Raw genomic sequence first — 26,692 nt, 5'->3', positions numbered from 1 at the left:
CAGGCAACAGAAAGCCCCCGTCCGGCCGGACGGGGGCTTTCGTGCTGTCTAGGGTGAGGCGGCTTTACAGCTTGCCGAACTCTTCCTTGGACGGCTTGTAGGTGTTGTCATCCTGGTACTCGTAGATGCCGATGAAGGCTTCCGTCGGGTCGCCTGCATCCGAGAAGGTCACCGGACCGGACTGGCCGTCGTAGTCGATGTCCTTGCCGTTGCGCAGCAGGGTGACGCAGGACGGGAAGTCGGTGCACTTGTCGCCGGCCTCGGAGACTGCCTTCAGCTGCTTGGCGATGTCGGTACCCTTCGTGCTCTTGGCGGCCTCGGCTGCCAGTGCGATCAGGTTCACGGCATCGTAGGACTCGCCTGCGTAACTGAAGTCCTTCAGGGCCGGGTCAATGGCCAGCATCTTCTTCTTGAAGTCCTCCTTGGCGAACGTGCCCGGGATGGTGCCCTGGGCGCCCTTCAGCGTGCCCGCCTGGAAGTCCTTGCTGTAGTCAGACGTGTTGCCGTCCACCAGGAACATCTGGGTTGCCTTGATGCCCTTGCCGGTCATCAGTGGGACGATGCTCTTGGCCTGGTCGAAGGTGATCAGGGCAATGGCGTCAGGCTTGGCTGCGATGACCTTGTCAACCTGGCTGCTGAACTGCGAGTCGCCTTCGTTGAAGAGCTCCTCGGCAACCACTTTGCCTCCAGCCGCTTCGAACGCCGACTTGACGTTCTTTGCCAGGCCCGTGCCGTAGGCGTCGTTCAGGACGATCATGCCGACGGTCTGGGCACCGCAGGTAGCCATGTAGTTTCCGAGGACCTTGCCCTGCAGCACATCCGAAGGAGCCGTGCGCCAGTAGAGGCCCTTGTCATCCCAGGTGGTGAAGTCGGGAGACGTGTTCGCCGGCGAGAACTGGACGACGCCGGCGCCGGTGATCTGGTTGATGACGGTCTTGGAAACACCCGAGGAAGCAGCGCCGATGATGGCGCTGACGCCGCTGCCCAGAAGCGCGGTGGTGGACTGCGTTGCGATGTCGGTCTTGGTGTCACCGGAGTCGCGGTGGATCACCTCGACAGGCTTGCCGAGTACGCCGCCGGCGTCATTGACTTCCTTGATGCCAAGGTTGACACCGGCAATTTCGGGCGGGCCGAGGAACGCCAGCGACCCCGTTGTCGGCAGGAGCGATCCAATCTTGAGCGGGGTGTCGGTGGTGGTGGTCGAGGCCGGAACCGAACCGCCGGCGCCTGCTCCGGTGGTGGCACTGCCGGTGGCGCTCGGCGCGGGGCAGGCAATTCCGGATGCTGCAGGGGTGGTTGAGCCTGTCGAACTCGGGGTGGACGAGCCGCCACAAGCCGTAGCCAGTAGGGCGACGCCGATGCTAAGCGCTGTGAGCTTAGCGACTCGCGGCGCCGCCTGGGGGAGTGAAATCATTGAGAGTCTCCTCGATCGAAAGGTGCGAACGGCCTTTGATGCGAATTACCAGGTGTTCCTGATTTAGATTCAAGCTAGTGCAATTTCCCGGCGAACATAAGTGACTATGGTCACATCCTTATAACAGTCGTTGCATATGGGAAACCACGGGGAAAAGGCGGGGACACGCGGGAAGAAGCCGGCCGGAAGAGGGCAGACTGAAGGCCTGCGCGGCGGTTCAAGGCGCGGCATTTTGGGAGGTCGACTGCGCGAAAAGTACCCCAGGTGGGACTCGAACCCACAACACGCGGATTTTAAGTCCGCTGCCTCTGCCAATTGGGCTACTGGGGCGCCCGGTCAATGGTATCCCGTCAGAGCCCCTCGAAGGGCCCGGCATACCGGAACGTGCCGTGGATGCCTCCCGGCCAGACGGCGAGCGGGAGCAGCTGGAAGAAGTCCCCCCACTCGGCCTGCGGGGGCTCGATGCCCAGTGAAACCGAGGGCACAAAGCCGAAACGGGAGTAGTACTCCGGGCCGCCCAGCAGGGCGATGCCCCGCTCCCCCGCGGCGTTCGCCCGCACGACGGTTTCCTGCATCAGCGCCGAGCCGATGCCGTGCCGCTGCAGCCGCGGCACAACGCTGATGGGGCCAAGGCCCAGCAGCCCCAGCTCCCCCACCCAACCCCGCGTGCTGATGACGTGGCCCACCACCTCGCCGTTCTGTTCGGCGACGATGCTGAACTCCGGCAGGTACTCGTCACAGTCGAAGAGCTGCTTCAACAAACCCACTTCCACGGGTTCGCCGTCCACGGGCAGCCCGGTCTCCGGCGACACCGAGAAGGCGGCCGCGGTGAGCTCCAGGATCGCCGGCCTGTCCTCCGGCTGCTCGGTGCGCAGTACGAGCCGGGGCGCCGGCTGGTCGGAGCTTGACGCCGCGAGCTCGTGCAGAATCTCCAGGGCGCGGTCCGCGTCGGCCACCGGAACCAGGAGATGGTCGTGATGGAATCCGGCGAGTACGTTGCAGCTGATGTGGGCTTCCGTGAGCGCTGCACTGACGGCGGCCGTCAGTCCCAGCGCCTCGAGCGAGGAATGCACCTGCAGCGTGATCCAGGCGGCAACAAAGTCGTAGCGAAGCTCAAGCCTGTCCGCCTCGGCCCGGGGCAGCACCACGGTGAGCCCCTCCGCTTCCCGGACAGCGGCCTCAATGCCGGGAGCGAGCGGCCTGCCGTAGGGCCACAAAACGTACACATACTCCCCCTCGCGGAGCACGGGGTGGATCGATGCCAGGAGGGTCCGGATGTCCTTTTCACCAGTCATTGAGCCATTAAACAGCAACGGCGGCTGTTCCCAAGGGGAACGGCCGCCGTTGCCGGCAATTTCAGGCTAGGCCGGGACGGAAGCTACTTCGTGTCGGCCGACACAGGCTGCTTCGCCTGGCTGCTGCTGCCGGACCCGGCAGGCTTGTCAGCCACCGGCGCGGCAGGGGCAGCTGCCGGCTTCGGGGCAGGGGCTGCCGCGGCGACGAATGCTCCGCGCGGGTTTTCCAGGTCCACCAGCTGAGTGGTGTCGCGGCCCATGAAGAAGCTCAGGATCCAGTTGAAGATAACGCGGAACTTGCGCTCGAACGTGGGCATGGCCATTCCGTGGTAGCCACGGTGCGCCAGCCAGGCCAGGGGGCCCTTGAGCCCGATCCGGCCCAGGAGGTTGATGTTGGCAACACCCTTCCATTCGCCGAAGCCGGCAACGGCGCCCAGGTTCTTGTGCTTGTAGTCCTTGAGCTCCTTGTCCCAGCGGGAAGCCCACAGGTTCTTCGCGAGGCGCTTGGCCTGCCGAAGGGCGTGCTGGGCGTTCGGAACGCATGTTCCGTCCGGCAGGCCGCTGCCCGTGAGGTCCGGCACGGCGGCGACGTCGCCGGCAGCCCAGGCGTTTTCGATGATGCCTTCGTCGCCTGCGACGCGGAGGTCCGGGAGAACGCGGACGCGGCCCCGCGGCTCCAGCGGGAAGTCGGTGGAGCGGACCATCGGGTTGGCCTGTACACCGGCAGTCCAGACAAGGGTGTCCGCTTCGAATTCCTGGGCGGCGGTCTTGTCCGGAAGATTGATGAGCTTCAGGGAGCCCTCGGCGTTGTCCAGGGAGGTGTTCAGCAGCACCTCGATGCCGCGGCTGCGCAGGTGTTCCACAACCCAGTCGGCCTGCTTGGCCGTGACCTCGGGCATGATGCGGCCCATGGCTTCAACCAGGACGAAGCGGACTTCCTCCTGCTTGACGCGGGGGTTGTTCTTGACAGCCGCGCGGGCAAGGTCTTCCATCTCGGTAATGCACTCGATGCCGGCGAAGCCGCCGCCAACCACCACGAAGGTGAGGGCGCGGGCGCGCTCGGCGGGATCGGTGATGGTGGAACCGGCTTCAATCCGCTCGAGGACCTTGTTGCGCAGCGCAACGGCTTCCTCGATGGTCTTCAGGCCGATGCCCTTGTCCGCCAGGCCCTTGATGGGGAAGGTGCGGGTAATGGCACCTGCGGCCATTACGACGTCGAAGTACGGCACCTCAAAGTTCGGCCCGCCGTCGGACGGGGCAACCACGGCTGTCCGGTTCGCGTGGTCGATCGAGGTGACCCGGCCCTGGATGAGTTCCGTCTGCTTCAGGTGCTGGCGGTGGGAGACGACAGCGTGGCGCGCCTCGATGTTTCCGCCGGCAACTTCCGGCAGGAAGGGCTGGTAAGTCATGTAGGGCAGGGGATCAACGACGGTGACGATGCCACCGGCATTCGCGATCTTGTTCTGCAGTTTGAGGGCTACGTACAGGCCGACGTACCCGCCGCCGACGACGAGTACCCTGGGACGGTCCTGGAGCTGTGGGGTTGTTGCCATGACTCAAGAATACAGTAGTTTGTGAAAATCTTCACTAACTAAATCGTCCCCGTTACGTTCCGGTCGAGTCCACTTTGTCCAGCACTCCGGTCTCCGGCCCCTCGCGCAGGTTCCGGGGGTTCCTGGACGCCCTTCGCAACTGAAAGAGGGCGCCGCCGATAATGGCCAGGAAGAGCGTTCCGAAACCGACCACCACCATGGCAGGCACGGCACTGTCCAGCTGGGACGGCGCCTCGGCCACCGGAATCGTGGCCGCTGGCAGGGTGGGCGGGGCGCTCGTGGGGGTGTTGCCGGGCTCGGCGGCGGGAGTGGTTGCGGCAGCCTCGCCCCGGCGGTGGATCCGGATCCAGTCAGCCACTGTGCCCAGCGGGTTGATTTTCGTTTCGGGAACGTCGTCCTTCAAGGCGGCTTCAGCATTGAGGACGCCAAACCCGTAAATGGGGTCCTTGCCCGGCGCTCCGGCATCCTTGGCCGTGGTGACAATCCGGTTAATGACCTGGCTGGCTGTCATTTCCGGCCATTTGGAACGGATCAGGGCCGCGACCCCGGACACGATCGGGGTGGCACCGGACGTGCCGGCCCATTCCGCATAGCCGTCTCCGGGCAGGCCGCCGATCAGGTTTTCGGCCGGTGCTGCCACGCCGATGCTGATCCCCTGGGATGAGGAATCGATGCTGGCTGCCCCTTCGCGGTCCAGGCCTGCCACCGTCAGGACACCCGGTATGGTGGCGGGAGCTCCCACCTGCACGTTACCGCCCACCCGGTTGCCGGCCGCGGCAACGATGACCACGTCCTTTTGTTCGGCATAAAGGAAAGCCGCGTCCCAGCTCTGCGGCCATTCCGGCGACGTACTGCCCAGCGAAATATTGATCACGCGTGCGCCGTTGTCCACCGCCCAGCGGACGGCCGCGGGGATCTGTTCCTGGTCCGTCTTGCCGCCGGGGTTCTGGGACCCAAGCCAGGTGGACACCGACAGGATCTGCGCTTCGGGGGCGACGCCCACTATTCCGTCGGGGCCGGGCGCCGGAGTGGCGCCGGGCGTGGGACTCGCGGTGGCTTTCGGCGGCTGGTGGCCACGGCCGGCCAGCATGGTTGCCACCAGGGTCCCGTGTTCAGGCTTCGAGCCGATGCTCTTCTGCCCGTCCGCGCTGCCCGCTCCGGAGGCGTCGCTTCCGCCAACGACAGCGCCTTTCAGGTCGGGGTGCTTGGCATCCACGCCGCTGTCGATGACGGCCACTTTCACATTGGCGCCCTTGGAAACTTCCCACGCCTTGGTGATGCCGGACTCGGCCAGCCAGTACTGCTTGTCCCGCCACGAATCGGCCCGGGCTTCCGGTGCCGCGATCAGCGACGTTGCCAAGCTGCCGGCGGCAAGGGCCATTGCAGTCACGGCGGAGGCCGTGCGGCCCCAGCGGGTTGATGCTCTGGTCATTCGGGTCCAATCGGCTTTACAGGCGAGGTCATGAGCTGATGCCACATCCTCAGCTGATGCTCAGGGCAATTCCGTCGAGAATATCGTGTTCGCTGGCGACGGCCGAAGTGATCCGTCCGTCCGTGACCTCCGCCAGGCGCTCCAGCACGCGGCGCCAGACCAGTCCGCCGGCACCGATGACGTCGACCCGGCCCGGGTGCATGTAGGGAAGTTCCGCGCGGTCGGCTTTGGTCATCTCCAGCAGGTCGGTGCAGGCCGCGCTGACGGTGCCGAGGGGAAGTTCCTTGCCGTGGATCGCCGCAGGCGAGTACTCCGGAAGCCGGAGCGCATGGGCCGTAATGGTGGTGACGGACCCTGCGACGCCGACGACGGCGGTGGTGCGGTCAAGCGGAACGGCCAGTCCCGCCTCGCTGATGGCGGCGTCGACGTCGGCCTCCGCCGCAGCGATCTGCTCCGGCGAAGGCGGGTCGCTGCGCAGGTGGCGTTCCGTCATCCGGACACAGCCGACGTCCACGGACCTGGCGGCGATGACGCCGCCGGCGTCGCTGAGTACGAATTCGGTGCTTCCGCCGCCGAGGTCCACCACCAGCACGGGGTCGGAGCCGCGGGACGGCAGGACGCTGCTCGCACCGGCAAAGGAAAGCGCCGCCTCTTCGTCACCGGTGATCACTTCGGGCTCCACTCCGAGGATCTCGCGGATGCCGTCCACGAATACCTTCCGGTTGCCGGCGTCCCGGGTGGCAGACGTGGCGACGAAGCGCACCTTCCCGGCCCCGTGTTCACGGATCAGCGCGGCGTAGTCCGAGGTGGCCGCGAAGGTCCGGTCAAGAGCCTCCTGCGCCAGTTCGCCGGTTGCGTCCACGCCCTGGCCAAGCCGGACCACCCGCATCTCACGCACGACGTCGGTCAGCTTGGCGCCGCTCCCGTTTCCGTCGACGTCGGCGATCAGGAGACGGATGGAATTGGTTCCGCAGTCGATGGCGGCAACTCGGGTCACTGGGCGGCCTCCGGGGAGTTGTCGGTGTTCTGTTCGGCGTGGTTGCCATCGGCGTTGTTGCCATCCGCGTGCTGCTGGGTCTTGCGGACGGGGGCCGGACGGCCCACGATGCCAGGGAGGCCCTGCGGTCCGTGGCGGCTGAGGTCCTTTGAGGGTGCTTCCCCGCCGCTGTCCCAGGCGCCGTCGCAATAGCAGCGGTCCGCTTTCCACCATTCACTGATGGCGGTGATGGCCTCGTCCCCCAGGGGGTTGACTCCGGAGCCGGCAGCAAGGGAGTGACCCACCAGGACGTGGAGGCACTTCACGCGGGTGGGCATCCCGCCGGCGGAGATGCCGTCGATCTCCGGCACAGCGCCAATGCCGGACCGCTCGCCGATCTGTGCCCGGGACACGAGATAGGCCTCGTGGGCAGCCCGGTACCTGGCTGCGAGCTCGGAGTCCTCGACCAGGCGTTCGTTCATCCGGTTCATCAGGCCGGCGGCCTCGAGCCGCGACACTGCGGACGTGATGACAGGGTGGGTGAGGTAGAACGTGGTGGGAAACGGCGTGCCGTTGCTGAGCCGCGGTGATGTCGCCGCCACGAGGGGGTTGCCGCAGACGCAGCGGGCCGGGATTTCAACGACGTCGCGCACGGGCCGCCCCAGCTGGCGGCTCAGGACGTCCAGGTCCCTGGCGGAGGGGTGGCTGGACACGGGCGCTGTCGGGGCACTTTCTGACACGGTGTGTCCGCCCTGGGCGTTGAAGCCTGCTGCATTCTGGTCCACTGGCGCGGCCGCCTTCCTGCCCTTGGTGGCTGTCCCGTGGGAAAGCCGGCGGAGGGCACCGCCTCTAGTCTGTTGCCGAGCGCCTGATGGACTCCCAAAGCGAGTCCACCCATGGCAGGTTGGCCGGGTCCTCAGCTGATCCTGAACCGGCCTGGCCACTGGCGGTCCCGGCCGGCAGATCGCTGCCAAACACCCAGTAGCCGGTTTCTCCCGGCATAACCATGTTAATGCGGTCGCGGGCCTGCTGTTTCACGTAGTTGGGGTCCTGCCAGCGTGAGACCTGGAGCTTCAGGCCCTCCTGCTCCGCCTGCCGGGCTGCGATGTCCGCCTCCAGCGCGGCGATCTCGGCTCTTTTGTCGATGAAGATCTTGACGGTGGGGGCCAGCATGATGGTGATGGCAATCATGACGACAGCCAGGGCCAGCATCCGGCCGGAGAAGGCTTTGGCGGGCACGGGATCCTGGCTGTCCGCTCCGTCCTTGCCGGCACTGGCAGGGGCACTACCAGCAGAACTGCCAGACACCTGGCTGCCTGCCGGCCCGCGGGCAGCCTGTTTGCCGGCAGCAACCCCGGCTTTGACCGATGCCCCGAGGCGTCCTGCCGTGGAGGTCTTCCCCTGGGCTGCTGGCCGTTGGGCTGCGGGCCGTTGCGAAGGGGACGTTGTGGCTTCGCCTTCAGCGGGCAGGTGCCGCGTGGCACCGAAATCCGCGCGGATGACCTCAGCGCCGTCGTCGGCGTCCTTGGACTGGCGCGCCGCGGGCGTGGCCCGGGGAACCTTGGGACGGCGGGTGGCCATGTCACTCCTTCACAAACGAACCAAAAACAGAACCGGTGGCCATGGTCTTTCAACCATAGCCACCGGTCAGCTGTTTTTTTGGATGCTAGCCCTTGAAACGCGGGAAGGCGCTGCGTCCGGCGTAGCGTGCGGCGTCGTCGAGTTCCTCTTCGATGCGCAGCAGCTGGTTGTACTTGGCAACACGCTCGGAGCGGGCCGGGGCACCGGTCTTGATCTGTCCCGCGTTGGTGGCAACGGAGATGTCAGCAATGGTGGTGTCCTCGGTTTCGCCGGAGCGGTGCGAGGTGATGGTGGTGTAACCGGCACGCTGGGCCAGGGACACGGCGTCCAGGGTTTCGGTCAGCGAACCGATCTGGTTGACCTTGACGAGCAGCGAGTTCGCGGTCTTGGTATCGATGCCGCGCTGCAGGATTGACGGGTTGGTGACAAAGAGGTCATCGCCCACGAGCTGGACCTTGTCACCGATGCTGTCGGTGAGGGTCTTCCAGCCTTCCCAGTCGTTCTCGTCCAGCGGGTCCTCGATGGAAACCAGCGGGTAGTCGGCGACGAGCTCGGCGTAGTATGCGCTCATCTCGGTGGCGGAAAGGGCCTTGCCTTCGAACTGGTAGGCACCGTCCTTGAAGAACTCGGAGGAGGCGACATCCAGTGCCAAGGCGATGTCCTTGCCCGGGGTGTAGCCGGCGTTCTTGATGGCTTCCTGGATCAGGTCCAGTGCAGCGCGGTTGGACGGCAGGTTCGGCGCGAAGCCGCCCTCGTCGCCCAGGCCGGTGGAGAGGCCCTTGGCCTGCAGGACGGACTTGAGGTTGTGGTAAACCTCGACACCCCAGCGCAGGCCCTCGGAGAAGGTCTCGGCGCCGATCGGGACGATCATGAATTCCTGGATGTCCACGTCGGAGTCGGCGTGCGAGCCGCCGTTGAGGATGTTCATCAGCGGCACGGGCAGGACGTGGGCGTTCGGGCCGCCCAGGTACTTGTACAGCGGCAGGTCGGCGGACGCGGCGGCGGCGTTGGCGACGGCCAGCGAAACACCGAGGATGGCGTTGGCGCCGAGCTTGCCCTTGTTGGCGGTGCCGTCCAGGTCAATCATGGCCTGGTCGATGCTGCGCTGGTCCGTGGCGTCGAAACCGGTCAGTGCCGGAGCGATCTGGTCGATGACGGCGTCAACGGCCTTCTGGACGCCCTTGCCAAGGTAGCGGCCCTTGTCTCCGTCACGGAGCTCAACGGCCTCGTGTTCGCCGGTGGAGGCGCCGGAGGGAACTGCTGCGCGGCCAATCTGGCCATCGGAAAGCAGTACTTCAACTTCTACGGTCGGGTTGCCACGGGAATCGAGGATCTCGCGGGCGTGAATGGCATCGATAAGCGCCATGAATATGCTCCTTATGGTGAAGCGATTTACTGGGAAACTAGCGGAAAAACTCGACGTCCTCGTCAGGGACTAGCGTAGTCGAGAGTGGTGCACGTTACGGAAACCTATCCAGCACCCGGACGTCATGATCCCGTCCGGAACCCGTCCGGGTGACCGGGGCGGTGGCTGTCCTGATACCGCCTGACTGCCCCGCGGAGGGCGCGTTCGGCGTCGAAGCCCTTGCTTCCGGCAGCGGCGACGACGGCGAGAAGGAGCTCGCCCAGCTGCTGCTCGGAGTCAATGGCGTCGATGAGCTCTGACCCCGGGCCGGCCGGTTGATCCGGCAGCCCTGCCCGCCCGGCCCGGTCCAGGGTCTTCCGGGCGCGGGCAAGGGCCGGGAGGTTCTGCGGAATTCCCTCGAAGGGGTCACCGCGTTCGGGCTTCTCGGTCCGCTTGATGGAGTCCCACTTCCGGACGATGTCCGCCACGCTGGCGGGGAAAGCGTCCTGAAGCGAACCGTCCGGCCGGAACACGTGCGGATTCCGGCGGATCATTTTCGCCGTCAGGCCACGGACGACGTCGTCGAAATCGAAACTTCCGCGTTCCTCCGCGAGCCGGGCGTGCAGCACCACCTGAAGCAGGACGTCGCCCAGCTCTCCGCGGAGCTCCGCCTCGTCGGCGCCGGTTTCGATTGTTTCGGCCACCTCAAAGGCTTCCTCCAGGAGGTACTCCACCAGCGACTCGTGGGTCAGAGCCCCCATCCAGGGGCAGTGTTCCCGGAGGGCGGCGATGGCCCCCACCAGTGAGGTGACCGGAAAGGTGCCGTCCTTAGGCGAGGTTGGCGTAGGCGTCGTTGATGTACTCAACGAGGGCTTCCTTCTCCTCCAGCGGCAGGAAAGCCGCCTCTGCGGCGTTCAGGGTCAGCTCGAGGATGTCATCGAGGTCGTAGTCGAAGGTCTCCACCAGCAGTTCGAACTCGTCGGTGAGGGTCACGCCGCTCATCAGCCGGTTGTCGGTATTGATCGTGACGTTGAAGCCGAGCTGGTAAAGCATGTCCAGCGGGTGGCTTTCGATGCCCTCGCCGAAGCCGGCAATGGCACCGGTCTGCAGGTTGGAGGACGGGCAGATTTCCAGGGCGATGCCGCGGTCGCGGATCCAGCTGGAGAGCTCGCCGAGGGTGACCATGCCGATGTTTTCATCAGCTTCGCCGGCCTCGTCCGCTTCCGGGGTGTCCTCGTCGTCGAATTCCACGGTGATGTCCTCGGCGATGCGCACGCCGTGGCCCAGGCGCAGGGCGCGGCCGTCAACGAGGGCGGACTGGATGCTTTCCAGGCCTGCGGCTTCGCCGGCGTGGACCGTGGCGGGGAAGTTGTGCTGGGCGAGGTAGGTGAACGCATCGCGGAAGCGGGCCGGCAGGAATCCGTCTTCGGCCCCGGCAATGTCGAAGCCCACGGCTCCGTTGTTGCGGTGGCGGACTGCCAGTTCGGCGATCTCCTGGCCGCGGTCCGCGTGGCGCATGGCAGTGATGAGCTGCCCGACCTGGATTTCCCGGCCGGTTTCGGCGACCGCGTCGACGCCGGCGTCGAGTCCTTCCTGGATGGCCTCGACCACTTCGTCCAGCGTCAGGCCCTTCTGCAGGTGCTGCTCGGGTGCCCAGCGGACTTCGCCGTACACCACACCGTCATCGGCAAGGTCTTCAACGAACTCCTTGGCAACCCGGAAGAGGCCCTCTTTGGTCTGCATCACGGCGATGGTGTGGTCGAAAGTCTCGAGGTAGCGGACCAGGGAACCGGAGTCCGCGGATTCACGGAACCACTCCCCCAGCGCCACGGGATCGGTGGAAGGCAGGGTATGCCCGACTGCCTCCGCGAGTTCGATGATGGTGGCCGGGCGCAGGCCGCCGTCCAGGTGGTCGTGCAGGGAAACCTTGGGGAGGCTCTTGAGGTCGAAGTCGATGGCAGGGGCAGCGTCAAGAATAGGCTCAGTCACGTTCCAACCTTAGGGTCGGCGGCCCTCCGGCGCCACCCGGATGCGGGCGGCCTTGGTTCAGCCGCGGGTTTCGGCTTCGGCGACGCCGGGAACAGCCAGGGCCGGGACATCCACGACGTCGTCCCGTCCGGTCCGCCCGCCGTGTTCCGGCGCAGTTTCGCCCCTGGCTTCACTGGCGGTTTCTTCGCTGCCTGCTTCCCCGCCGGCAGGCGCTTCGTCGTGGCGTCCCAGCCGCTTGTGCCACCACCGCAGCAGGTGGTCGATGATGATTCCGAGGATGATGGCGAACACCACGGCAATGCCGGCGCCGAGCAGCGGATTGTGGTGCAGCAAGGGGAAGGAGCTCGCCAGCAGGCCTATCCCGATCGAGTAACCCACCCAGGTGACGCAGGCAAAGGCATCCAGGATGAAGAACCTGCGGTGCGGGAAAGCGGTGGTGCCGGCCACGTAGTTGACCGCCACGCGGCCCCAGGGGATGTAACGGGCCGTGAAGATCAGGACGGCGCCGCGCTTCTCCAGCTCGTAGTGGGCCCAGGCGAAGACCCGCTGCACCTTGGGTTTGCGCATCCAGCGCCAGCGTTCCAGCCCGATCTTCCGGCCCAGCAGGTACGCCATGTTGTCGCCGGCGATGGCGCCGACCAGCGCTGTGGCGCCAAGGATCCACAGGTTGGGTTCACCGCTCTGGCGTGAGAACGCCGCAAGGGCCACGATGAGGGTTTCGCTCGGTACAACCATCGCAAAGCCGTCAACAAAAAAGAACACCAGCAGGATGGGATAAATCCACCATTGGCCTGCGGCATGGAGCACTGCCTCATTGATAAATTCCACGCTAGGCCCTGCTCCTATGAAGTGACGGAAATCGCTATTTAGTGTCCCATGGCAGCGGCATGATCCGCTACGCTACGGCCTGCTGAAAATCGCCTGCCTGTCAGGTGCTCCCGGGTGCCGCGGGTTCCTCCGGTATCCGGCCGCGGAAGCGGCTGATCAGGATGTCCACAATGATCCCGAGAAGGATGGCGCAGATAATGGCAATGGTGGCGCCGAGCAGGTGGTTGTCTTCGAACCACTGCCCGAAAAACAGCCCGATGGCTACCGAATATGAGGACCACAGCGCTGCGGACAATACGGTCAGCCCCACGAAACGCAAATGCGGGAAGCGGGTGGCGCCGGCGGTGAGGTTTACGGCCACCCGGCCAATCGGCACAAACCGTGCCACGAGCACCAGCGACGCCGGCCGTTTCCGGAGTTCGTTTCCGGCCCACTGGAAGGCGGTCTGCATTCGCCGCCCCCGCATCCACCGCCACCGCCGGGTGCCCACCCGACGTCCGATCAGGTAGGCGATGTTGTCGCCACCGAACGCCCCCAGCGCGGCCATGAGCATCAGCAGCCAGGGATTGGGGACATCCGCGGTCGCTGCCACAGCCGCCAGCCCAACCACCACGGACTCGCTGGGGATCGGCGGGAAGAACCCGTCGATCACGCAGCAGGCCAGCACCAGGAGAAGTACCCAGGGCTGCCCTGCCGCCGCGAGAATGAAGTCGTTGATAGCCTGCACAGTTTCCTAACGGCCGGGGCCGCCCGTTTTCTCCCCGGCCGTTGCGCGGGACGCCAGGGGCGCCTGCCGCGGGAACCGGCCGAAGAGGGTCACGGGATCAGGCGATGCGGTCGATGATGAGCTGCTGTGCCGGCCGGGAGCCTTCCGGCGCAACAACAACGGCCCCTTCGAGGGCTTCCTTGGCGCGGCCGAATTTCTCCGGGGTGTCTGTCAACAGCGTCATCAGCGGCTCGCCGGCACGGACCATTGCACCGGGTTTGGCGTGGAGCCTGACGCCGGCTCCGGCCTGGACCTGGTCCTCCTTGCGGGCCCGCCCGGCACCCAGCCGCCACGCAGCCACGCCCACTGACAGGGCATCAAGTTCCACGAGGACCCCGTCAGCCGGAGCGTAGACAACCTCGGATTCCCTGGCGACGGGGAGCTTTGCCCGCGGATCCCCGCCCTGCGCCTCGATCATCCGGTTCCACACGTCCATGGCCCGGCCGTCCTTGAGTGCGGCGCGGGGGTCGGCGTCATGAACTCCGGCGCAGGCCAGCATTTCCTCGGCCAGCCGCACGGTCAGTTCGACGACGTCTTCCGGACCGCCGCCGGCCAGGACCTCCACGGATTCCTCCACTTCGATCGCGTTGCCCGCGGTCAGGCCCAGCGGCGTGTTCATGTTGGTCAGCAGGGCCACCGTGTTGACGCCGGCGTCCTTGCCCAGCGCGACCATGGTCTCTGCCAGTTCCCGGGCCCGGGCCTCGTCCTTCATGAAGGCGCCGCTTCCCACCTTGACGTCCAGGACCAGCGAACCGGTGCCTTCAGCAATTTTCTTGCTCATGATGGAGGACGCAATGAGCGGGATGGCTTCCACGGTTCCAGTGACGTCCCGGAGGGCGTAGAGCTTCTTGTCCGCGGGCGCCAGCCCGGCGCCGGCAGCACAGATCACGGCCCCGACGTCCTGCAGCTGGGCCATCATTTCGTCGTTGCTCAGCGTTGCCCGCCAGCCGGGGATGGACTCCAGTTTGTCCAGGGTGCCGCCGGTGTGCCCGAGTCCGCGGCCGGAGAGCTGCGGGACGGCCACCCTGAAAACGGCCACGAGGGGTGCCAGCGGGAGCGTGATCTTGTCCCCCACTCCCCCGGTGGAGTGCTTGTCCGACGTCGGTTTCACGCCGCCGTCGGCACGCCTCAGGCCGGAGAAGTCCATCCGTTCGCCGGAGGCGATCATCGCCGCGGTCCAGCGCGAGATTTCCGCGCGGTCCATGCCGTTAAGCAGGATGGCCATGTTCAAAGCGGCCATCTGCTCATCGGCGATGGCGCCGCGCGTGTAGGCGTCGATGGTCCAGTCGATCTGTTCAGGGCTCAGGACACCCCTGTCCCGCTTGATCCGGATGATGTCGACGGCGTCGAACGCTTCAGTGTTGCTTGCGGTGTGTGTCACCGGGGTTCCTCCAGGTGTTGGGGACCAAAGGCATCGGGTAGCACCTGGTCCATTGTCTTGATTCCCTGTGTGGTCATGAGTTCCATGTCGGGTGCCCGGAACTCGTACAGCAACTGGCGGCAGCGCCCGCACGGCATCAGGATGTTGCCGCCGGCGTCAACGCAGTAGAAGGCGCGCAGCAGCCCGCCGCCGGTCATCTGCAGGTTGCCCACCAGGGCGCATTCGGCGCAGAGCGTCAGGCCGTAACTGGCGTTTTCGACGTTGCAGCCGCTGACAATCCGGCCGTCCGCGGTGAGGGCGGCCGCCCCCACCGCGAACTTCGAATACGGCGCATACGCGTACTTCATGGCTGAGACGGCTGCCGCTTCAAGGGCCGACCAATCGATGTCGCTGCCTTCCGGGCCGGTGCCTGCACTTACGCGTCCGCGCGGCATTTCCTCGTCCACGGCCGTCAACCCTTGACGTAGGGTATGCCGCTGGCTGCCGGCGGCCGGGAACGGCCCACCAGTCCGGCCACGGCAAGCACCGTCACCAGGTAGGGCAGCATCGCCATGAACTGGCTGGGTACCGGGGTGCCGATGATGGTCACGATGCTCTGCAGGTTGTCCGCGAAGCCGAACAGCAGCGCCGCGAAGAAGGCACCGATCGGGTTCCACCGGCCGAAGATCAGCGCGGCCAGGGCGATGAAGCCTCGACCGCCCGAGATCTCCTTGGTGAAACTGTCGATGGCCACCAGCGTGAAGAAGGAACCGCCGATGCCCGCAACGGCACCGCCGAGCGTGACGTTCCAGAAGCGGGTGGCGTTGACCTTGATACCCATCGTGTCCGCGGCCTGCGGGTGTTCCCCGACGGCCCGGACGCGGAGGCCCCATTTGGTCTTGAAGAGGCCGATCCACACCACGATGACCGCAATGTACATCAGGTAACCCACCACGGACTGCTTGAACAGGATCGGGCCGATCACCGGGATGCTGGACAGTACTGGGATGTCGATGATGGGCAGCCGGCCCGGCGAGTTGAACTGGGCCTTGTTGGCCTGCATCACTGTGCTGAACAGGAAGCCGGTCAGGCCGGAGACCAGGACGTTGAGGACCACGCCCACGATGATCTGGTTGACCAGGTACTTAATGCTGAAGACAGCCAGCACCATGGAGACGACGGCGCCGGCCACTGCCGCTGCCAGCAGCCCGACGAAGGGGCTCTTGGTCAGGGTGGCCACCATCGCTGCGGTGAACGCACCGCCGAGCAACTGGCCCTCAATGGCGATGTTGACCACGCCGACGCGTTCGCAGAGCACACCGGACAGTGACCCGAACACGAGCGGCACGGCGAGTGTCACGGAACCTGCGATGAGCCCGGCCAGGGAGATGCTGGGCGTACGGGCGCCGCCCACCACCCAAATCAGGAAGGCCGCTACGAAGAGCACCATGAAAACGATGGGCAGCCAGCCGGGCGAGGCTTCATTCCGGGTTTTGAGGTACACCGCATAGGCGGCGAGGCCGAGCATCAGGACTGACAGGACGATTCCGCCCAGGAAGGCGGGCACCTCGATGGCCGGAAGCTGGAAGAAGTCACCGCTCGAGGAGATGCCGAACCTGGCCGTCTGGTTGGGTCCCATCACGCCAAAGAAGATGAACGCGACGACGCCGAGGACGGCCAGGAGGACCGGCACCTTCCAGGTGACGGGCTTTGCTGATACCGCGGGGGCTTTCTCCGCCGACTGCGGCGTTCCCGGCTGCGGTTTTCCCTGCTGCGGCTGTCCCGGAACGGGCGATGTTGCTGTTGTGCTCATGCTGCACCTCCGGTGGTGGCTGCCTTCTGGGACTTACCGGCCGCTGCGGCCTTCTTCTTACGCGGATTGAGCCCGAAAAGGGCCCGCACCAGCGGCGGTGCCGCGATGAACAGGACGATCAGCGACTGGACCACGAGCACGATGTCGATCGGTGTTCCGGTCTGGATCTGCATCTGCACCGCTCCCGCGCGGAAGGCGCCGAACAGCAGGCCGGCGGCGAAGGTGCCCCACGGCGTCGAGCGTCCCAGAAGTGCGACGGTGATGGCGTCGAAACCGTAGGTGGCCGCGACGCCGTCGGTCAGGACCTTTTCGGTTCCCGCCACCTGCGCCACGCCGGACATGCCCGCCAGGGCACCGGCGATCGCCATGACCAGGACAGTGGCCCGGGGCACGTTGATGCCGGCGGTCAGTGCCGCCTTGGGGTTGGCCCCGACCGCGCGGAATTCAAAGCCCACGGTGGAGCGGTTCAGCAGCCACCAGACAAAGACAGTGGCGGCGATAGCCAGGACAAAGCCCAGGTGGAGCCTGTACTGCGTCCCGAAGATCTGCGGGTACACCGCGGTGGGATCCAGGATCGGCGAGATGGGGTTGGACTCCCCCGGCCGCTGGAACGCCGGTGTATTCAGCAGATAGCGCAGGAAGTACAGCGCAATGTAATTGAACATGATGGTCAGGATGACCTCATGGGCCCCGGTGCGGGCCTTCAGCAGACCCACGAGCCCGCCCCAGATGGCGCCGCCCACGATCCCGGCTACCAGGACGAGCAGCAGGTGCAGGCCCAGCGGCAGGTGCAGTGCGAAGCCGACCCAGGCGGCGAGGATGCCGGCCATGATGATCTGGCCCTGGGCGCCGATGTTGAACAGGCCTGCCCGGAATGCCAGGGCAACGCCCAGGCCCGCGGTGATCAGCGGGGTGGCGATGGTGAGGGTTTCCATCAGCGGAGCAAACTGCACCGCAACCGTGGAACCGCGGGGGTTGAAGACCGAGCCCTGGAAAAGGGCCACGTAGGAACGCGTCGCAGCGGTCCAGACAGCCGAGAAGAAATCCGACGGCCGGGCAAAGAGGTAGCTCGCCGTGGCTCCCACCTGCTTGTCCGTACTGGCGATGAGGAGTCCGCCAAGGATCAGGGCCAGCAGGACCGCCAGCACCGACACCATGCCGCTGCCCGTGAAGATCCGCCGGACCAGCGTTTCCGGTCCGCCCGGAACGGTGCCGCTCTGGGCCGAGACGGGAACGGCCGAGGGCTGCATCGCGCCGCCCGCCGTGTCCAGCGCGGTCACGGCTGCCGCGTCCTGGGCGGGGGCCTGGGGTTCGGGGGCGGGTTCGGGCGCCTGGGGTTCGGGGCTTCTGGCCGCGTTTTCGTCAGCTTGTTCGTTAGCCACGTGCTTGGGCTTGTCCTGTTCAGTCATGGTCGCCTCCTTCGGCACCGGAGGTGGAAGTCTGTACGGGCGCCTGCCCTCCGGCCCCGGCGGTGTGGGCGGTTCCGGTGTGGGCGTCGGCGTGAGCGGTCTCCTGGTGGGCGGTCTCCGGGGGAAGCCCCGCCATCATCAGGCCCAGGACGTCGCGTCCGGTGCCCGCCGGGACGATACCCACCAGCTTGCCCTTGTAGAGCACGGCGATCCGATCCGCGAGTTCGATCACTTCATCGAGTTCGGTGGACACAATCATCACCGGCGTGCCCTGGTCCCGTTCAGCCACGATGCGCTTGTGCAGGAACTCGATGGATCCCACGTCCACGCCGCGGGTGGGCTGGGAGGCGATGAAGAGGCGCAGCGGCCGGGACAGCTCCCTGGCCATGACAACCTTCTGCTGGTTTCCGCCGGAGAGCGTTCCGGCGGCCAGCGACCCCGACGGCGTGCGGACGTCGAATTCGTCGATCCGGGTCTGCGCGTTCTCCAGGACCTTGGCCGGGCTCATGCTGATGCCCTTGGCGAAGGGAGCCTGGTCGTAGCGGTCCAGAATGAGGTTTTCGGCGATCGAGAACGTTCCGATCAGGCCGTCAACCGAGCGGTCTTCGGGCACGAAGCCGACGCCGGCACGGAGTACTTCCTTGACGCTGCGGCCCAGGAGTTCCTCGCCGTCCAGCAGGATCGATCCGTGGCAGCGTTCCTGCAGGCCGAGGATGGCTTCCGTGAGTTCCGTCTGCCCGTTGCCCTGCACACCCGCCACAGCCAGGATTTCGCCGCGGGCAATGTCGAAGCTGATGCCGTCCACAACGTGCTGGCCGGTCGGGGCAATCACGGTGAGGTCCTTCACCTGGAACGTGGTTTCCTGGGGCCTGGCCGGGGCCTTGTCCAGTGTCAGGTTCACTGCGCGGCCCACCATCATCGATGCAAGCTCCGTGGTGGACGCGCCGGGATCCGCCGTGCCCACCACTTTGCCGCGCCTGATGACCGTGATCGTGTCGGACACAGCCTTGACTTCGCGGAGTTTGTGGGAAATGAACACGATCGACGTGCCGTTGCTTTTCAGCTGCCGCATAATGTCCAGGAGTTCGTCGGTGTCCTGGGGCGTCAGCACGGCGGTGGGCTCGTCGAGGATGAGCACCTTCGCATCGCGGACCAGTGCCTTGATGATTTCCACACGCTGCTGGACGCCCACGGGGAGGTCCTCGATCAGGGCGTCGGGGTCGACGTCGAAACCGTACTTGTCGGAGATCTCCTTGATCTTCCGGCGCGTGTCTTCCAGGTTGAGGAAGCCTCCCGCCTTGGTGGATTCGGCGCCAAGCGCCACATTCTCGGCAACAGTAAAAACCGGGACCAGCATGAAGTGCTGGTGCACCATGCCGATCCCTGCGGCCATCGCATCGCCCGGGCCGCGGAACGTGACGGGCTTGCCGTCCACCACGATTTCGCCATCGCTGGGTTCGTAGAGTCCGTACAGGACATTCATCAGCGTGGACTTGCCAGCGCCGTTTTCGCCAAGCAGGCAATGAATTTGCCCGGGTTCAACAACCACATCGATGTGATCGTTGGCAACAAGGGAGCCGAAGCGTTTGGTGATCCCTCTGAGTTCAAGTTTCAAAACTCTGACCAATCTCGAAGCGTCCGGAAAATGTGCCCGGACGGGATATGTGGCTGCAGCACCAGCCTAGTGCCTGCAGCCCTTTGCGGAGCGGGCAGCGCTCCTCGGAAAAGCTGACGCCCAACGAAAAGCGCCACCGCCCGGAAGTCAATGACCAACCGGGTGGTGGCGCTTTGCGGAGGGACTTAAGCCTTCGGGCTCGCTGCCGACTCGACCTTCAGCTTGCCGTCAACGATGTCCTTCTTGATCTGGTCCAGTTCGGTCTTCAGTTCCGCGGGAACCTGGGACTCAAGCTCGTGGAACGGAGCCAACTGCACGCCGTCGTTCGCGAGGGTTCCGACGTACGGCGTGTTGCTGAACTTGCCGTCCTTGTCTTCCTTCACAACGGTCTCAACTGCTTCGCCCATCTGCTTCATGACGGAGGACAGCATGATGTCCTTGTAGTCGGGAGCGGTGAGGAAGCCATCGGAGTCAACCCAGATGAGCTTGACGTCCTTGCCTGCGGCTTTGGCTTCCTTGAGTGCGGCTCCCGCACCCTTACCTACCGGGCCGGCAACGGGCATCACGATGTCCGCGCCCTGGTCCAGGAAGTTCTGGGTCAGCTGCTTGCCCTTGTCCTGCTTTTCGAAGTCGCCGGTGAAGCTGCCGTCCTGCTTCTCCTTGTCCCAGCCAAGGACCTTGACGTCCTTGCCCTTCTGCTCGTTGTAGTACTTCACACCGTCCGCATAGCCGTCCATGAAGATGGTGACCGTGGGGATCTTGATGCCGCCGAAGGTTGCCACCGTTCCGGTCTTGGTGGAGCCTGCCGCGAGGTAGCCGGCCAGGAAGGCAGCCTGGGCGGTGTCGTAGATGATCGGCTTGACGTTGCTGATGGGGGTTTCGTAGCCGAAGTCGATGATCGCGAAGTGGCTGTCCGGGTTTGCCGTGGCCTGCGCCTTCGTGGCGTCACCGAGGAGGAAACCCACCGTGACGGTCAGGTCGCAGCCTGCGGTGACCATGGCGCGGAGGTTCGGCTCGAAGTCGTTGTTGGTTTTGGACTCGACCTGGTTGACCTTGATCCCGAGGTCCTTCTCAGCCTTCTTCAGGCCTTCATAGGAGGACTGGTTGAACGACTGGTCATCGAATCCGCCGGAGTCGGACACGATGCAGCCCGTGTAGTCGCTGGCAGTGGCGCTGGCGGTGCTGCCGGCTTCCGGAGCGGCGCCACAGCTGGTCAGCAGCAGTGCCGCTGCACCGGCGGTGGCAACCCCGGTCATTGAACCGCGCTTGAGGGTTGCACGCAGTGAGTTCTTCAATTTTCCTCCAGGAACAAAGAGATAGGCGCTACGACGGGAGTTCAATGAGTGTCCGTTTCGAATGCTCCACACTGAAATTCTGTTTTCACTGATGGTTTCGCAGCACTGCGCCGAGGCGCACTGATGACAGCTACTGTAGTGGCCTGGAACACGTCCGGACACCACGCCGCCGCCCCGGCGGGGAGATTGTTGAGAACTTGTTACCTACCGGTAGCCGCCACCGCAAGTCATGTCCATTTCCTAGATCCGGACCAGCATCTTCCCGGTGTTGGCTCCGTCGAGGAGATCCATGAAGGCCTGCGGGGCGTTCTCCAGGCCGTCCACGACTGTTTCGTCGTAACGCACGGTGCCGTCGGCCAACCAGGCGGACACGGTTCCGACGAACTCCGCCATGTGCTGCCAGTACCCGCCCACCAGGAATCCCTTGAGCGTCAGTTGCTTGCCGATGGCCAGCATGAGGTTCCGGGGAGCCGGTGTGGGCTCGGTCGAGTTGTACTGCGCAATGGCGCCGCACATCGCAACGCGCCCGCCCACCGTGAGGGCAGAAAGCGCCGCTTCAAGGTGTTCACCGCCGACGTTGTCGAAGTACACGTCGATCCCGCGCTCCCCTGCTGCTTCGGCGAGCTGCCCCGCCACCGGGCCGTCGTTGTAGTTGAACGCTGCGTCGAAACCGAGTTCCAGCAGGCGCGCCACCTTCTCCGGGGATCCGGCGCTGCCAATCACCTTGGAAGCACCCATCGCCTTGGCAATCTGTCCCACGAGCGAACCGACGGCACCCGCGGCTCCGGAAACGAAGACAACTTCTCCGGGCTTGAACCCGGCCACCTTCAGCAGTCCCGCGTACGCGGTCAGGCCGGTCATGCCCAGGGCGCCGAGGAACGCTGACGCCGGGGCCAGGTCCGTGCGGGCCACGGACGTGGCCGCCGCGTCAAGAACCGCGTATTCGCGCCAGCCGAGGGAATGCACGACGACGTCCCCCACCTTGCGTTCATCCGAACGGGACGCGATCACCTCACCGACAGCGCCGCCGTCGAGCGCTGCATCCAGCGCAAACGGCGCCGAGTACGACTTGACGTTGTTCATGCGGCCGCGCATATAGGGGTCCACGGAGATGAACTGGTTGCGGATCAGGACCTGGCCGTCCTGCAGTTCCGGAAGTTCAGACTCGGCCAAACGGAAATTTTCCGGGACCGGGCGGCCGTGCGGACGGGATGCCAGCTGGATCTCGCGGGTGGTGCGGGGAAGGGTTTCGGTGCCGGCGCTCATGCGGCCACCTCCAGGATCTTGATGTCGACATTGATGTTGCCGCGGGTGGCATTGGAATAGGGGCAGATCTGGTGCGCCTTGGCCACGAGGGCCTCCGCCGTTGCCAGGTCCACGGCGGGCAGGGCAATTTCGAGTTCAGCGGCCAGGCCATAGCCGGCGCCGTCTTCCAGCGCGCCGAAGTGGATCTTTGCTGCTACGGCGGAGTCCGTGAGGTCGGCCTTTTCCTTGCGGCCCACCAGCCGCAGCGCGGAGTGGAAGCATGCGGCGTATCCGGCGGCGAACAGTTGTTCCGGGTTGGTGCCCTGGCCGTTACCGCCAAGTTCCACCGGGCTGGCCAGCGCGACGTCAAGCCGGCCGTCCTTGGTGCGGGCGTTCCCGTCGCGACCTTCGCCCGAGGCGAGTGCTTCAGCTGTGTAGAGAGTCTTCACGTGGTTCCGTTCTGTTGGATGGAAAATCCGGCGTTAGCGGGATGAATGGAGGGCGGCAGTGAGCCTGCCCAGGGTTTCGCGGAGCTGGTCGAGCTCGGCCGCGGACAGGCCTGCGGCGTCGGCGAGTTGCTGGGGAATGGCACCGGCCCGGGCGCTGAGGGCAGTGCCCGTGTCCGTCAGGAAGACCTCCACACGGCGCTCATCCTCGCCCGAACGCCTCCGCTCTACGAGGCCCAGGGATTCGAGCCGCTTCAGGAGCGGAGACAGGGTGCCCGAGTCCAGGCCCAGCTCCTCCCCGAGCTCGCGGACACTGCGGGGCTGGTCCTCCCAGAGCACCAGCATGACGAGGTACTGGGGATAGGTCAGGCCAAGCTCGTCCAGCATGGGCCGGTAGACGGCGGTGGCCGCCTTGGACGCGGAATACAGCGCGAAGCACACTTGGCGGTTCAGGCGGGGGGCATCGGTCATGGGAAAAACGATATCGCACAATTAGATTGTGCACAACTTATCTGCGTTGGAAGAAGCGCGAACGGACACTTCCGGCCCCAGCAGAAGCGCGAACGGACAGTTGAGGCCCCGGGTCAGGGGGACTCAACTGTCCGTTCGCGCTTCGGGGCGGGGCTTAAGTGTCCGTTCGCGCCTGGAGGGTGGAGCTTAGAGGTCGCGGATCGTGCGGAGGGCTGCCGCCGTCAGAACCTGGATGCCGTAGCCCAGGGCACGCTCGTCGAGGATGTAGTCGCCCCGGTGCAGGTCGTATTCCTCACCGCCGGGCGTCTTGGTACCCAGCCGCATCATGGCACCGGGCAGCTCTGCCAGGAACCAGGCGAAGTCTTCTCCGCCCATGGACTGGGGCGTGAGGACCACGGCGCTTTCGGCGATTTCCGCGCGTGCGGCCGCCTCGATCAGGGCCGTCTCATGCTCGGAGTTGACTACGGGAGGTACGCCGCGGGTGTGCTCCAGCCGGACGTCCACGTTGTAGGGCGCAGCAACCTGGTGGACCACTTCGTCCAGGAGCTCGCCGGCGCTGTGCCAGGCGTCGCGGTCCAGGCACCGCATGGTTCCTGCCATGTAGCCGGTGCCCGGAATGGCGTTGGGGGCCGAGCCGGCGGAGATGTGCCCCCACACGACAGACACGCCGCTTCTAACATCCACGCGGCGGGACAGGACGGCCGGGACGTTGACGGCGATCTGTGCCAGCGCGAAAACGAGGTCCTCGGTGAGATGGGGGCGGGACGTGTGGCCGCCGCGTCCGGAAAGTTCAATCCGGATGGTGTCCGAGGCTGACGTGATGGCACCGATCCGGGTGCCGATCTTGCCCACGTCGATGCGCGGGTCGCAGTGCAGGGCAAGGATGCGCGGCACGCCCTCGAGCACGCCCTGCTCGATGCAGGAGTGTGCCCCCCCGGGCATGGTCTCTTCTGCCGGCTGGAAAATGATCCGGACCGTGCCGCCCAGCGGGGACTCCTGGTGCATGCGGTGCAGTACCAGGGCGATACCCAGCATGGTGGTGGTGTGGACGTCGTGGCCGCAGGCGTGGGTAACGCCGTGGTTCTTGGACGCGAACGGCAGCCCTGTCTCTTCAATGATGGGAAGGGCGTCGATGTCGCCGCGGAGTGCCGTGGCAATGGGTCCTTCACCGACGTCGACGGTGAGGCCGGTGCCTTCGAGCCGGCGGGGCTTCAGGCCGGCGGCCTCGAGCCGTTCCGCCAGCTTCTTGGTGGTCCGGAACTCCTTGAAGGACAGTTCAGGGTGCGCATGGAGGTCACGGCGGAAATCGATCAGTTCCGGCAGCAGGGGCTCCAGCCACGGCCCCACGAGGGCGGTGGGCTCGGCTTCAGTAGTGTAGTTGCGCACGAAACAACTCTAGCGAGGCTGCCCCGAATACCTGCATCAGCGTCGGAGGGTTACGTATCCGGGAGCCCGCTCCCGGCGCGTTAAACGGCCCCGCCCGGGGATCCCCCAGTGCGGGGAACCCCGGGCGGGTCCGGTTTCTATCGGCGGCTGGAGCGGTCCGGCCTACAGGACGTCGGTATCGCCGCTGGCCTTGAGGGCGTCCACGGCAGCCTTGACGCGCTGGGAGTGGGCCATGGTGGTGACCAGCAGGGCATCCGGCGTGTCGACAATGACCACGTCCTTGATGCCGATCAGCGCAATGACGCGCTTGGTGTCGGTGACCACCACGCCGCTGGCGTTTTCGGTGAACACCCGGGCGCCTTCGCCGAGGACCGTGACATCGTCCACTTCCCTGGCGCTGTTGAGCCGGCCAACGGAGGCAAAGTCCCCGACGTCGTCCCAACGGAAAGCACCGGGCACGACGGCGACGTCCCCGGCGGCAGCGGCAGGCTCCGCCACCGCGTAGTCGATCGCGATCTTCGGCAGGGTGGGCCAGACGCGGGCGGTGACCTCATCGCGTTCCGGGGTGTCCCAGGCCTGGGCGATCTCCGTGAGCCCCTTGAAGAGTTCCGGCTGATTCGCCTCAAGGTGCTTGAGCATCAACGACACGGGTGCGACGAACATGCCTGCATTCCAGACGTATTCTCCGCTGTCCACGTACTGCTGGGCTACGTCCTCGCTGGGCTTTTCAACGAACTCCACCACGGCCTGGGCGCTCGGGGCGTTCGTGACGCCAAGATTCTGGCCCGAGCGGATATAGCCGAACCCGGTGGACGGGTGCGTCGGCTTGATGCCGATGGTGACGATCTTGCCGGCCGCGGCCGTGTAGATGGCCTCACGCACGGCGTCCTGGAAGAGGTCGTCGGGGCTGATCACCTGGTCCGCGGCGAACGAACCCATGATGATCTCCGGATCCCGCTGGTACAGGATGGCGGCGGCAAGGCCGATGGCCGCACCCGAGTCCTTGGGCTCGCTTTCGAGCACAAGGTCGGCCTCCTGGATCTCCGGAAGCTGGCTGCACACCGCGTTCCGGTGGGCAACGCCGGTCACGACGAGCACGCCCTTTCCGGCGAGCGGCTCCAGACGGTCATAAGTGGCCCGCAGCAGCGTACTGCCGGAACCGGTGAGATCGTGAAGGAATTTTGGGGCTGCTGCGCGTGACAGGGGCCAGAGGCGGGTCCCCACTCCGCCTGCAGGAATTACCGCAATAAAACGGTCCAGCGGTGAATCCCGGCTTGTCACTAGGTCTGTAGTCATCAGGGCCTACTTTAGCTGACTGCCGCGCTGATACCGGCAGATGCCCCCGGGAAGGCACCGGAACGCCGGCACGCAACGCCGTCGCGAAAACACCGCCATTGCGGACACGATGTGGCGTTCGTCTCAAAAAAGCGCAAAAACCGCGCGGGACGGCGTCACCAAGGAGTTCCTGAATTGAATAAGCTGTGAGCGAAGCCTAGATTTAGGCTTGAGCTTACGAGTGCTCTCGCAGCAGGCGTTCCCCCCGCGTGGATCCCATGCCAGCGCCGCTGTGTTGCAGGGAGGTTTATTCAGTGCCGACAAAACCAGCTGGCACCTTGTACCGCGGCCGTGAAGGCATGTGGTCCTGGGTTGGACACCGCATTACCGGTGTAGTGATTTTCTTCTTCTTGTTGGTCCATGTGCTGGACACCTCATTGGTGCGCGTGTCCCCCGAGGCATACACCGCCGTGATCGGCGCCTACAAGAACCCCCTCATGGCCCTGGGTGAAACGGGCCTTGTCGCAGCGATCGTGTTCCACGCCTTCAACGGCCTGCGGATCATCGCCGTCGACTTCTGGAAGAAGGGCGCAAAGTACCAGCGCCAGATGCTGTGGTCGGTCCTGGTTCTCTGGGTCATCGTCATGGTTGGCTTCTCCATCCGCCACCTTTCCCTCGCCTTCGGAGGTCACTAAGCCATGACTGCAACGATTCAGAGCCCCCGCAGTGGAAAAGACGGCGGGAAGCCGGGCGCAGGACTTATTGCCCCCAAGTACCGCCGCAGCGGCGCGTCGAAGGGCAACTTCGAAATGGCTGCGTGGCTGTTCATGCGGCTTTCGGGCGTTGTCCTGGTTGTCCTGATTTTCGGGCACCTCTTCGTTAACCTCCTCGTCGGCGAAGGCATCCATGCCATCGACTTCGGCTTCGTGGCCGGCAAGTGGGCCGACCCGTTCTGGCAGTTCTGGGACCTGGCCATGCTCTGGCTGGCCATGCTGCACGGCACCAACGGCGTCCGCACCATCATCAACGACTACGCCGAGAAGGATTCCACACGCTTCTGGCTGAAGATCGTCCTCTACGCCGCAACAGCCGTCATCATCATCCTGGGCACCCTGGTGATCTTCACCTTCAACCCGTGCCCGCTCGACGTCAACGGTGTACCGCTGCCCGGCGGCTTCTGCCCCGCCGCCTAAGCGGC

25 protein-coding genes and 1 tRNA gene are annotated in these 26,692 nt (G+C 65.5%); 2 read left to right on the top strand and 24 right to left on the bottom strand.

Features of this window, described 5'->3' with window-relative positions:
- Positions 1–64 precede the first annotated feature (64 nt).
- The 24 genes from RW112_RS16060 to RW112_RS15945 all read right to left on the bottom strand — a co-directional run bounded on the left by RW112_RS16060 (position 65) and on the right by RW112_RS15945 (position 25,515).
- The gene (locus RW112_RS16060) at positions 65–1,414 is read right to left on the bottom strand and encodes an ABC transporter substrate-binding protein (protein ID WP_317782735.1); all 1,350 of its coding nucleotides are present in this window, start codon (positions 1,412–1,414) and stop codon (positions 65–67) included.
- 256 nt (positions 1,415–1,670) lie between these two features.
- Positions 1,671–1,744: transfer RNA gene (locus RW112_RS16055), tRNA-Leu, on the bottom strand.
- Between the two features lie 20 nt (positions 1,745–1,764).
- The gene (locus tag RW112_RS16050; RefSeq protein WP_317782734.1) at positions 1,765–2,709 is read right to left on the bottom strand and encodes an N-acetyltransferase; all 945 of its coding nucleotides are present in this window, start codon (positions 2,707–2,709) and stop codon (positions 1,765–1,767) included.
- An 83-nt stretch (positions 2,710–2,792) separates the two neighbouring features.
- Positions 2,793–4,262 (bottom strand): NAD(P)/FAD-dependent oxidoreductase, encoded by a 1,470-nt coding sequence (locus tag RW112_RS16045; protein WP_317782733.1) that lies wholly within the window; start codon positions 4,260–4,262, stop codon positions 2,793–2,795.
- A 52-nt stretch (positions 4,263–4,314) separates the two neighbouring features.
- Complete coding sequence (locus RW112_RS16040; RefSeq protein ID WP_317782732.1) at positions 4,315–5,694, bottom strand: S8 family serine peptidase; 1,380 nt, start codon at positions 5,692–5,694, stop codon at positions 4,315–4,317.
- A 49-nt stretch (positions 5,695–5,743) separates the two neighbouring features.
- Positions 5,744–6,691: a Ppx/GppA phosphatase family protein gene (locus RW112_RS16035; RefSeq protein ID WP_317782731.1), complete on the bottom strand. Its 948-nt coding sequence runs from the start codon at positions 6,689–6,691 to the stop codon at positions 5,744–5,746.
- Complete coding sequence (locus RW112_RS16030) at positions 6,688–7,410, bottom strand: DUF501 domain-containing protein (RefSeq protein WP_317782939.1); 723 nt, start codon at positions 7,408–7,410, stop codon at positions 6,688–6,690. Before RW112_RS16030 ends, RW112_RS16035 begins: the two co-directional genes overlap by 4 nt.
- A gap of 109 nt (positions 7,411–7,519) precedes the next feature.
- Complete coding sequence (locus tag RW112_RS16025) at positions 7,520–8,251, bottom strand: septum formation initiator family protein (protein WP_317782730.1); 732 nt, start codon at positions 8,249–8,251, stop codon at positions 7,520–7,522.
- A gap of 85 nt (positions 8,252–8,336) precedes the next feature.
- Positions 8,337–9,617, bottom strand: a complete 1,281-nt coding sequence (eno, locus tag RW112_RS16020) for a phosphopyruvate hydratase (RefSeq protein WP_305940148.1) — start codon at positions 9,615–9,617, stop codon at positions 8,337–8,339.
- A 122-nt stretch (positions 9,618–9,739) separates the two neighbouring features.
- Positions 9,740–10,357, bottom strand: a complete 618-nt coding sequence (locus RW112_RS16015; RefSeq protein ID WP_317782938.1) for a MazG nucleotide pyrophosphohydrolase domain-containing protein — start codon at positions 10,355–10,357, stop codon at positions 9,740–9,742.
- A 67-nt stretch (positions 10,358–10,424) separates the two neighbouring features.
- Complete coding sequence (locus RW112_RS16010; protein ID WP_317782729.1) at positions 10,425–11,585, bottom strand: adenosine deaminase; 1,161 nt, start codon at positions 11,583–11,585, stop codon at positions 10,425–10,427.
- Between the two features lie 57 nt (positions 11,586–11,642).
- Entirely contained in the window at positions 11,643–12,413 is a 771-nt protein-coding gene (locus tag RW112_RS16005) for a DedA family protein (protein ID WP_317782728.1), read from the bottom strand.
- A gap of 100 nt (positions 12,414–12,513) precedes the next feature.
- On the bottom strand, positions 12,514–13,140 hold the full coding sequence (locus tag RW112_RS16000) for a DedA family protein (protein WP_317782727.1): 627 nt from the start codon (positions 13,138–13,140) through the stop codon (positions 12,514–12,516).
- 97 nt (positions 13,141–13,237) lie between these two features.
- Positions 13,238–14,560 (bottom strand): thymidine phosphorylase, encoded by a 1,323-nt coding sequence (locus tag RW112_RS15995; protein WP_317782726.1) that lies wholly within the window; start codon positions 14,558–14,560, stop codon positions 13,238–13,240.
- On the bottom strand, positions 14,557–14,994 hold the full coding sequence (locus tag RW112_RS15990) for a cytidine deaminase (protein WP_317782937.1): 438 nt from the start codon (positions 14,992–14,994) through the stop codon (positions 14,557–14,559). The genes RW112_RS15995 and RW112_RS15990 overlap by 4 nt, the downstream gene beginning before the upstream one ends.
- A gap of 17 nt (positions 14,995–15,011) precedes the next feature.
- Positions 15,012–16,352, bottom strand: a complete 1,341-nt coding sequence (locus RW112_RS15985) for an ABC transporter permease (protein ID WP_317782725.1) — start codon at positions 16,350–16,352, stop codon at positions 15,012–15,014.
- Positions 16,349–17,761, bottom strand: a complete 1,413-nt coding sequence (locus RW112_RS15980) for an ABC transporter permease (protein WP_317782724.1) — start codon at positions 17,759–17,761, stop codon at positions 16,349–16,351. The genes RW112_RS15985 and RW112_RS15980 overlap by 4 nt, the downstream gene beginning before the upstream one ends.
- A complete protein-coding gene (locus RW112_RS15975) occupies positions 17,754–19,376 on the bottom strand; it encodes an ABC transporter ATP-binding protein (protein WP_317782723.1) in 1,623 nt (540 codons plus the stop codon). The genes RW112_RS15980 and RW112_RS15975 overlap by 8 nt, the downstream gene beginning before the upstream one ends.
- A 185-nt stretch (positions 19,377–19,561) precedes the next feature.
- On the bottom strand, positions 19,562–20,671 hold the full coding sequence (locus tag RW112_RS15970) for a BMP family lipoprotein (protein ID WP_411709922.1): 1,110 nt from the start codon (positions 20,669–20,671) through the stop codon (positions 19,562–19,564).
- A 240-nt stretch (positions 20,672–20,911) separates the two neighbouring features.
- Complete coding sequence (locus RW112_RS15965; protein WP_317782722.1) at positions 20,912–21,937, bottom strand: NADP-dependent oxidoreductase; 1,026 nt, start codon at positions 21,935–21,937, stop codon at positions 20,912–20,914.
- Complete coding sequence (locus RW112_RS15960) at positions 21,934–22,365, bottom strand: organic hydroperoxide resistance protein (protein WP_317782721.1); 432 nt, start codon at positions 22,363–22,365, stop codon at positions 21,934–21,936. The genes RW112_RS15965 and RW112_RS15960 overlap by 4 nt, the downstream gene beginning before the upstream one ends.
- A gap of 33 nt (positions 22,366–22,398) precedes the next feature.
- Positions 22,399–22,833: a MarR family transcriptional regulator gene (locus RW112_RS15955; RefSeq protein ID WP_317782720.1), complete on the bottom strand. Its 435-nt coding sequence runs from the start codon at positions 22,831–22,833 to the stop codon at positions 22,399–22,401.
- A 186-nt stretch (positions 22,834–23,019) separates the two neighbouring features.
- Entirely contained in the window at positions 23,020–24,219 is a 1,200-nt protein-coding gene (locus RW112_RS15950; protein WP_317782719.1) for an amidohydrolase, read from the bottom strand.
- Positions 24,220–24,381: 162 nt separating this feature from the next.
- Positions 24,382–25,515 carry a mannose-1-phosphate guanylyltransferase gene (locus tag RW112_RS15945; protein ID WP_317782718.1) on the bottom strand — a complete coding sequence of 378 codons (1,134 nt, stop codon included), beginning with the start codon at positions 25,513–25,515 and terminating at the stop codon, positions 24,382–24,384.
- A gap of 293 nt (positions 25,516–25,808) precedes the next feature.
- On the opposite strand from RW112_RS15945, the gene sdhC reads away from it, so the two are divergent.
- Together sdhC and RW112_RS15935 are read left to right on the top strand one after the other, a co-directional pair.
- Positions 25,809–26,189, top strand: a complete 381-nt coding sequence (gene sdhC, locus RW112_RS15940; RefSeq protein ID WP_317782717.1) for a succinate dehydrogenase, cytochrome b556 subunit — start codon at positions 25,809–25,811, stop codon at positions 26,187–26,189.
- A gap of 3 nt (positions 26,190–26,192) precedes the next feature.
- Entirely contained in the window at positions 26,193–26,687 is a 495-nt protein-coding gene (locus RW112_RS15935) for a succinate dehydrogenase hydrophobic membrane anchor subunit (RefSeq protein ID WP_209746651.1), read from the top strand.
- Positions 26,688–26,692: the final 5 nt, after the last annotated feature.

The sequence above is a fragment of the Arthrobacter sp. B10-11 genome, assembly GCF_033142195.1.
Taxonomy (GTDB): domain Bacteria; phylum Actinomycetota; class Actinomycetes; order Actinomycetales; family Micrococcaceae; genus Arthrobacter; species Arthrobacter oryzae_C.
Note: the sequence above shows the minus strand (reverse complement) of the source record. Positions and strands in the feature narration are given on the sequence as shown.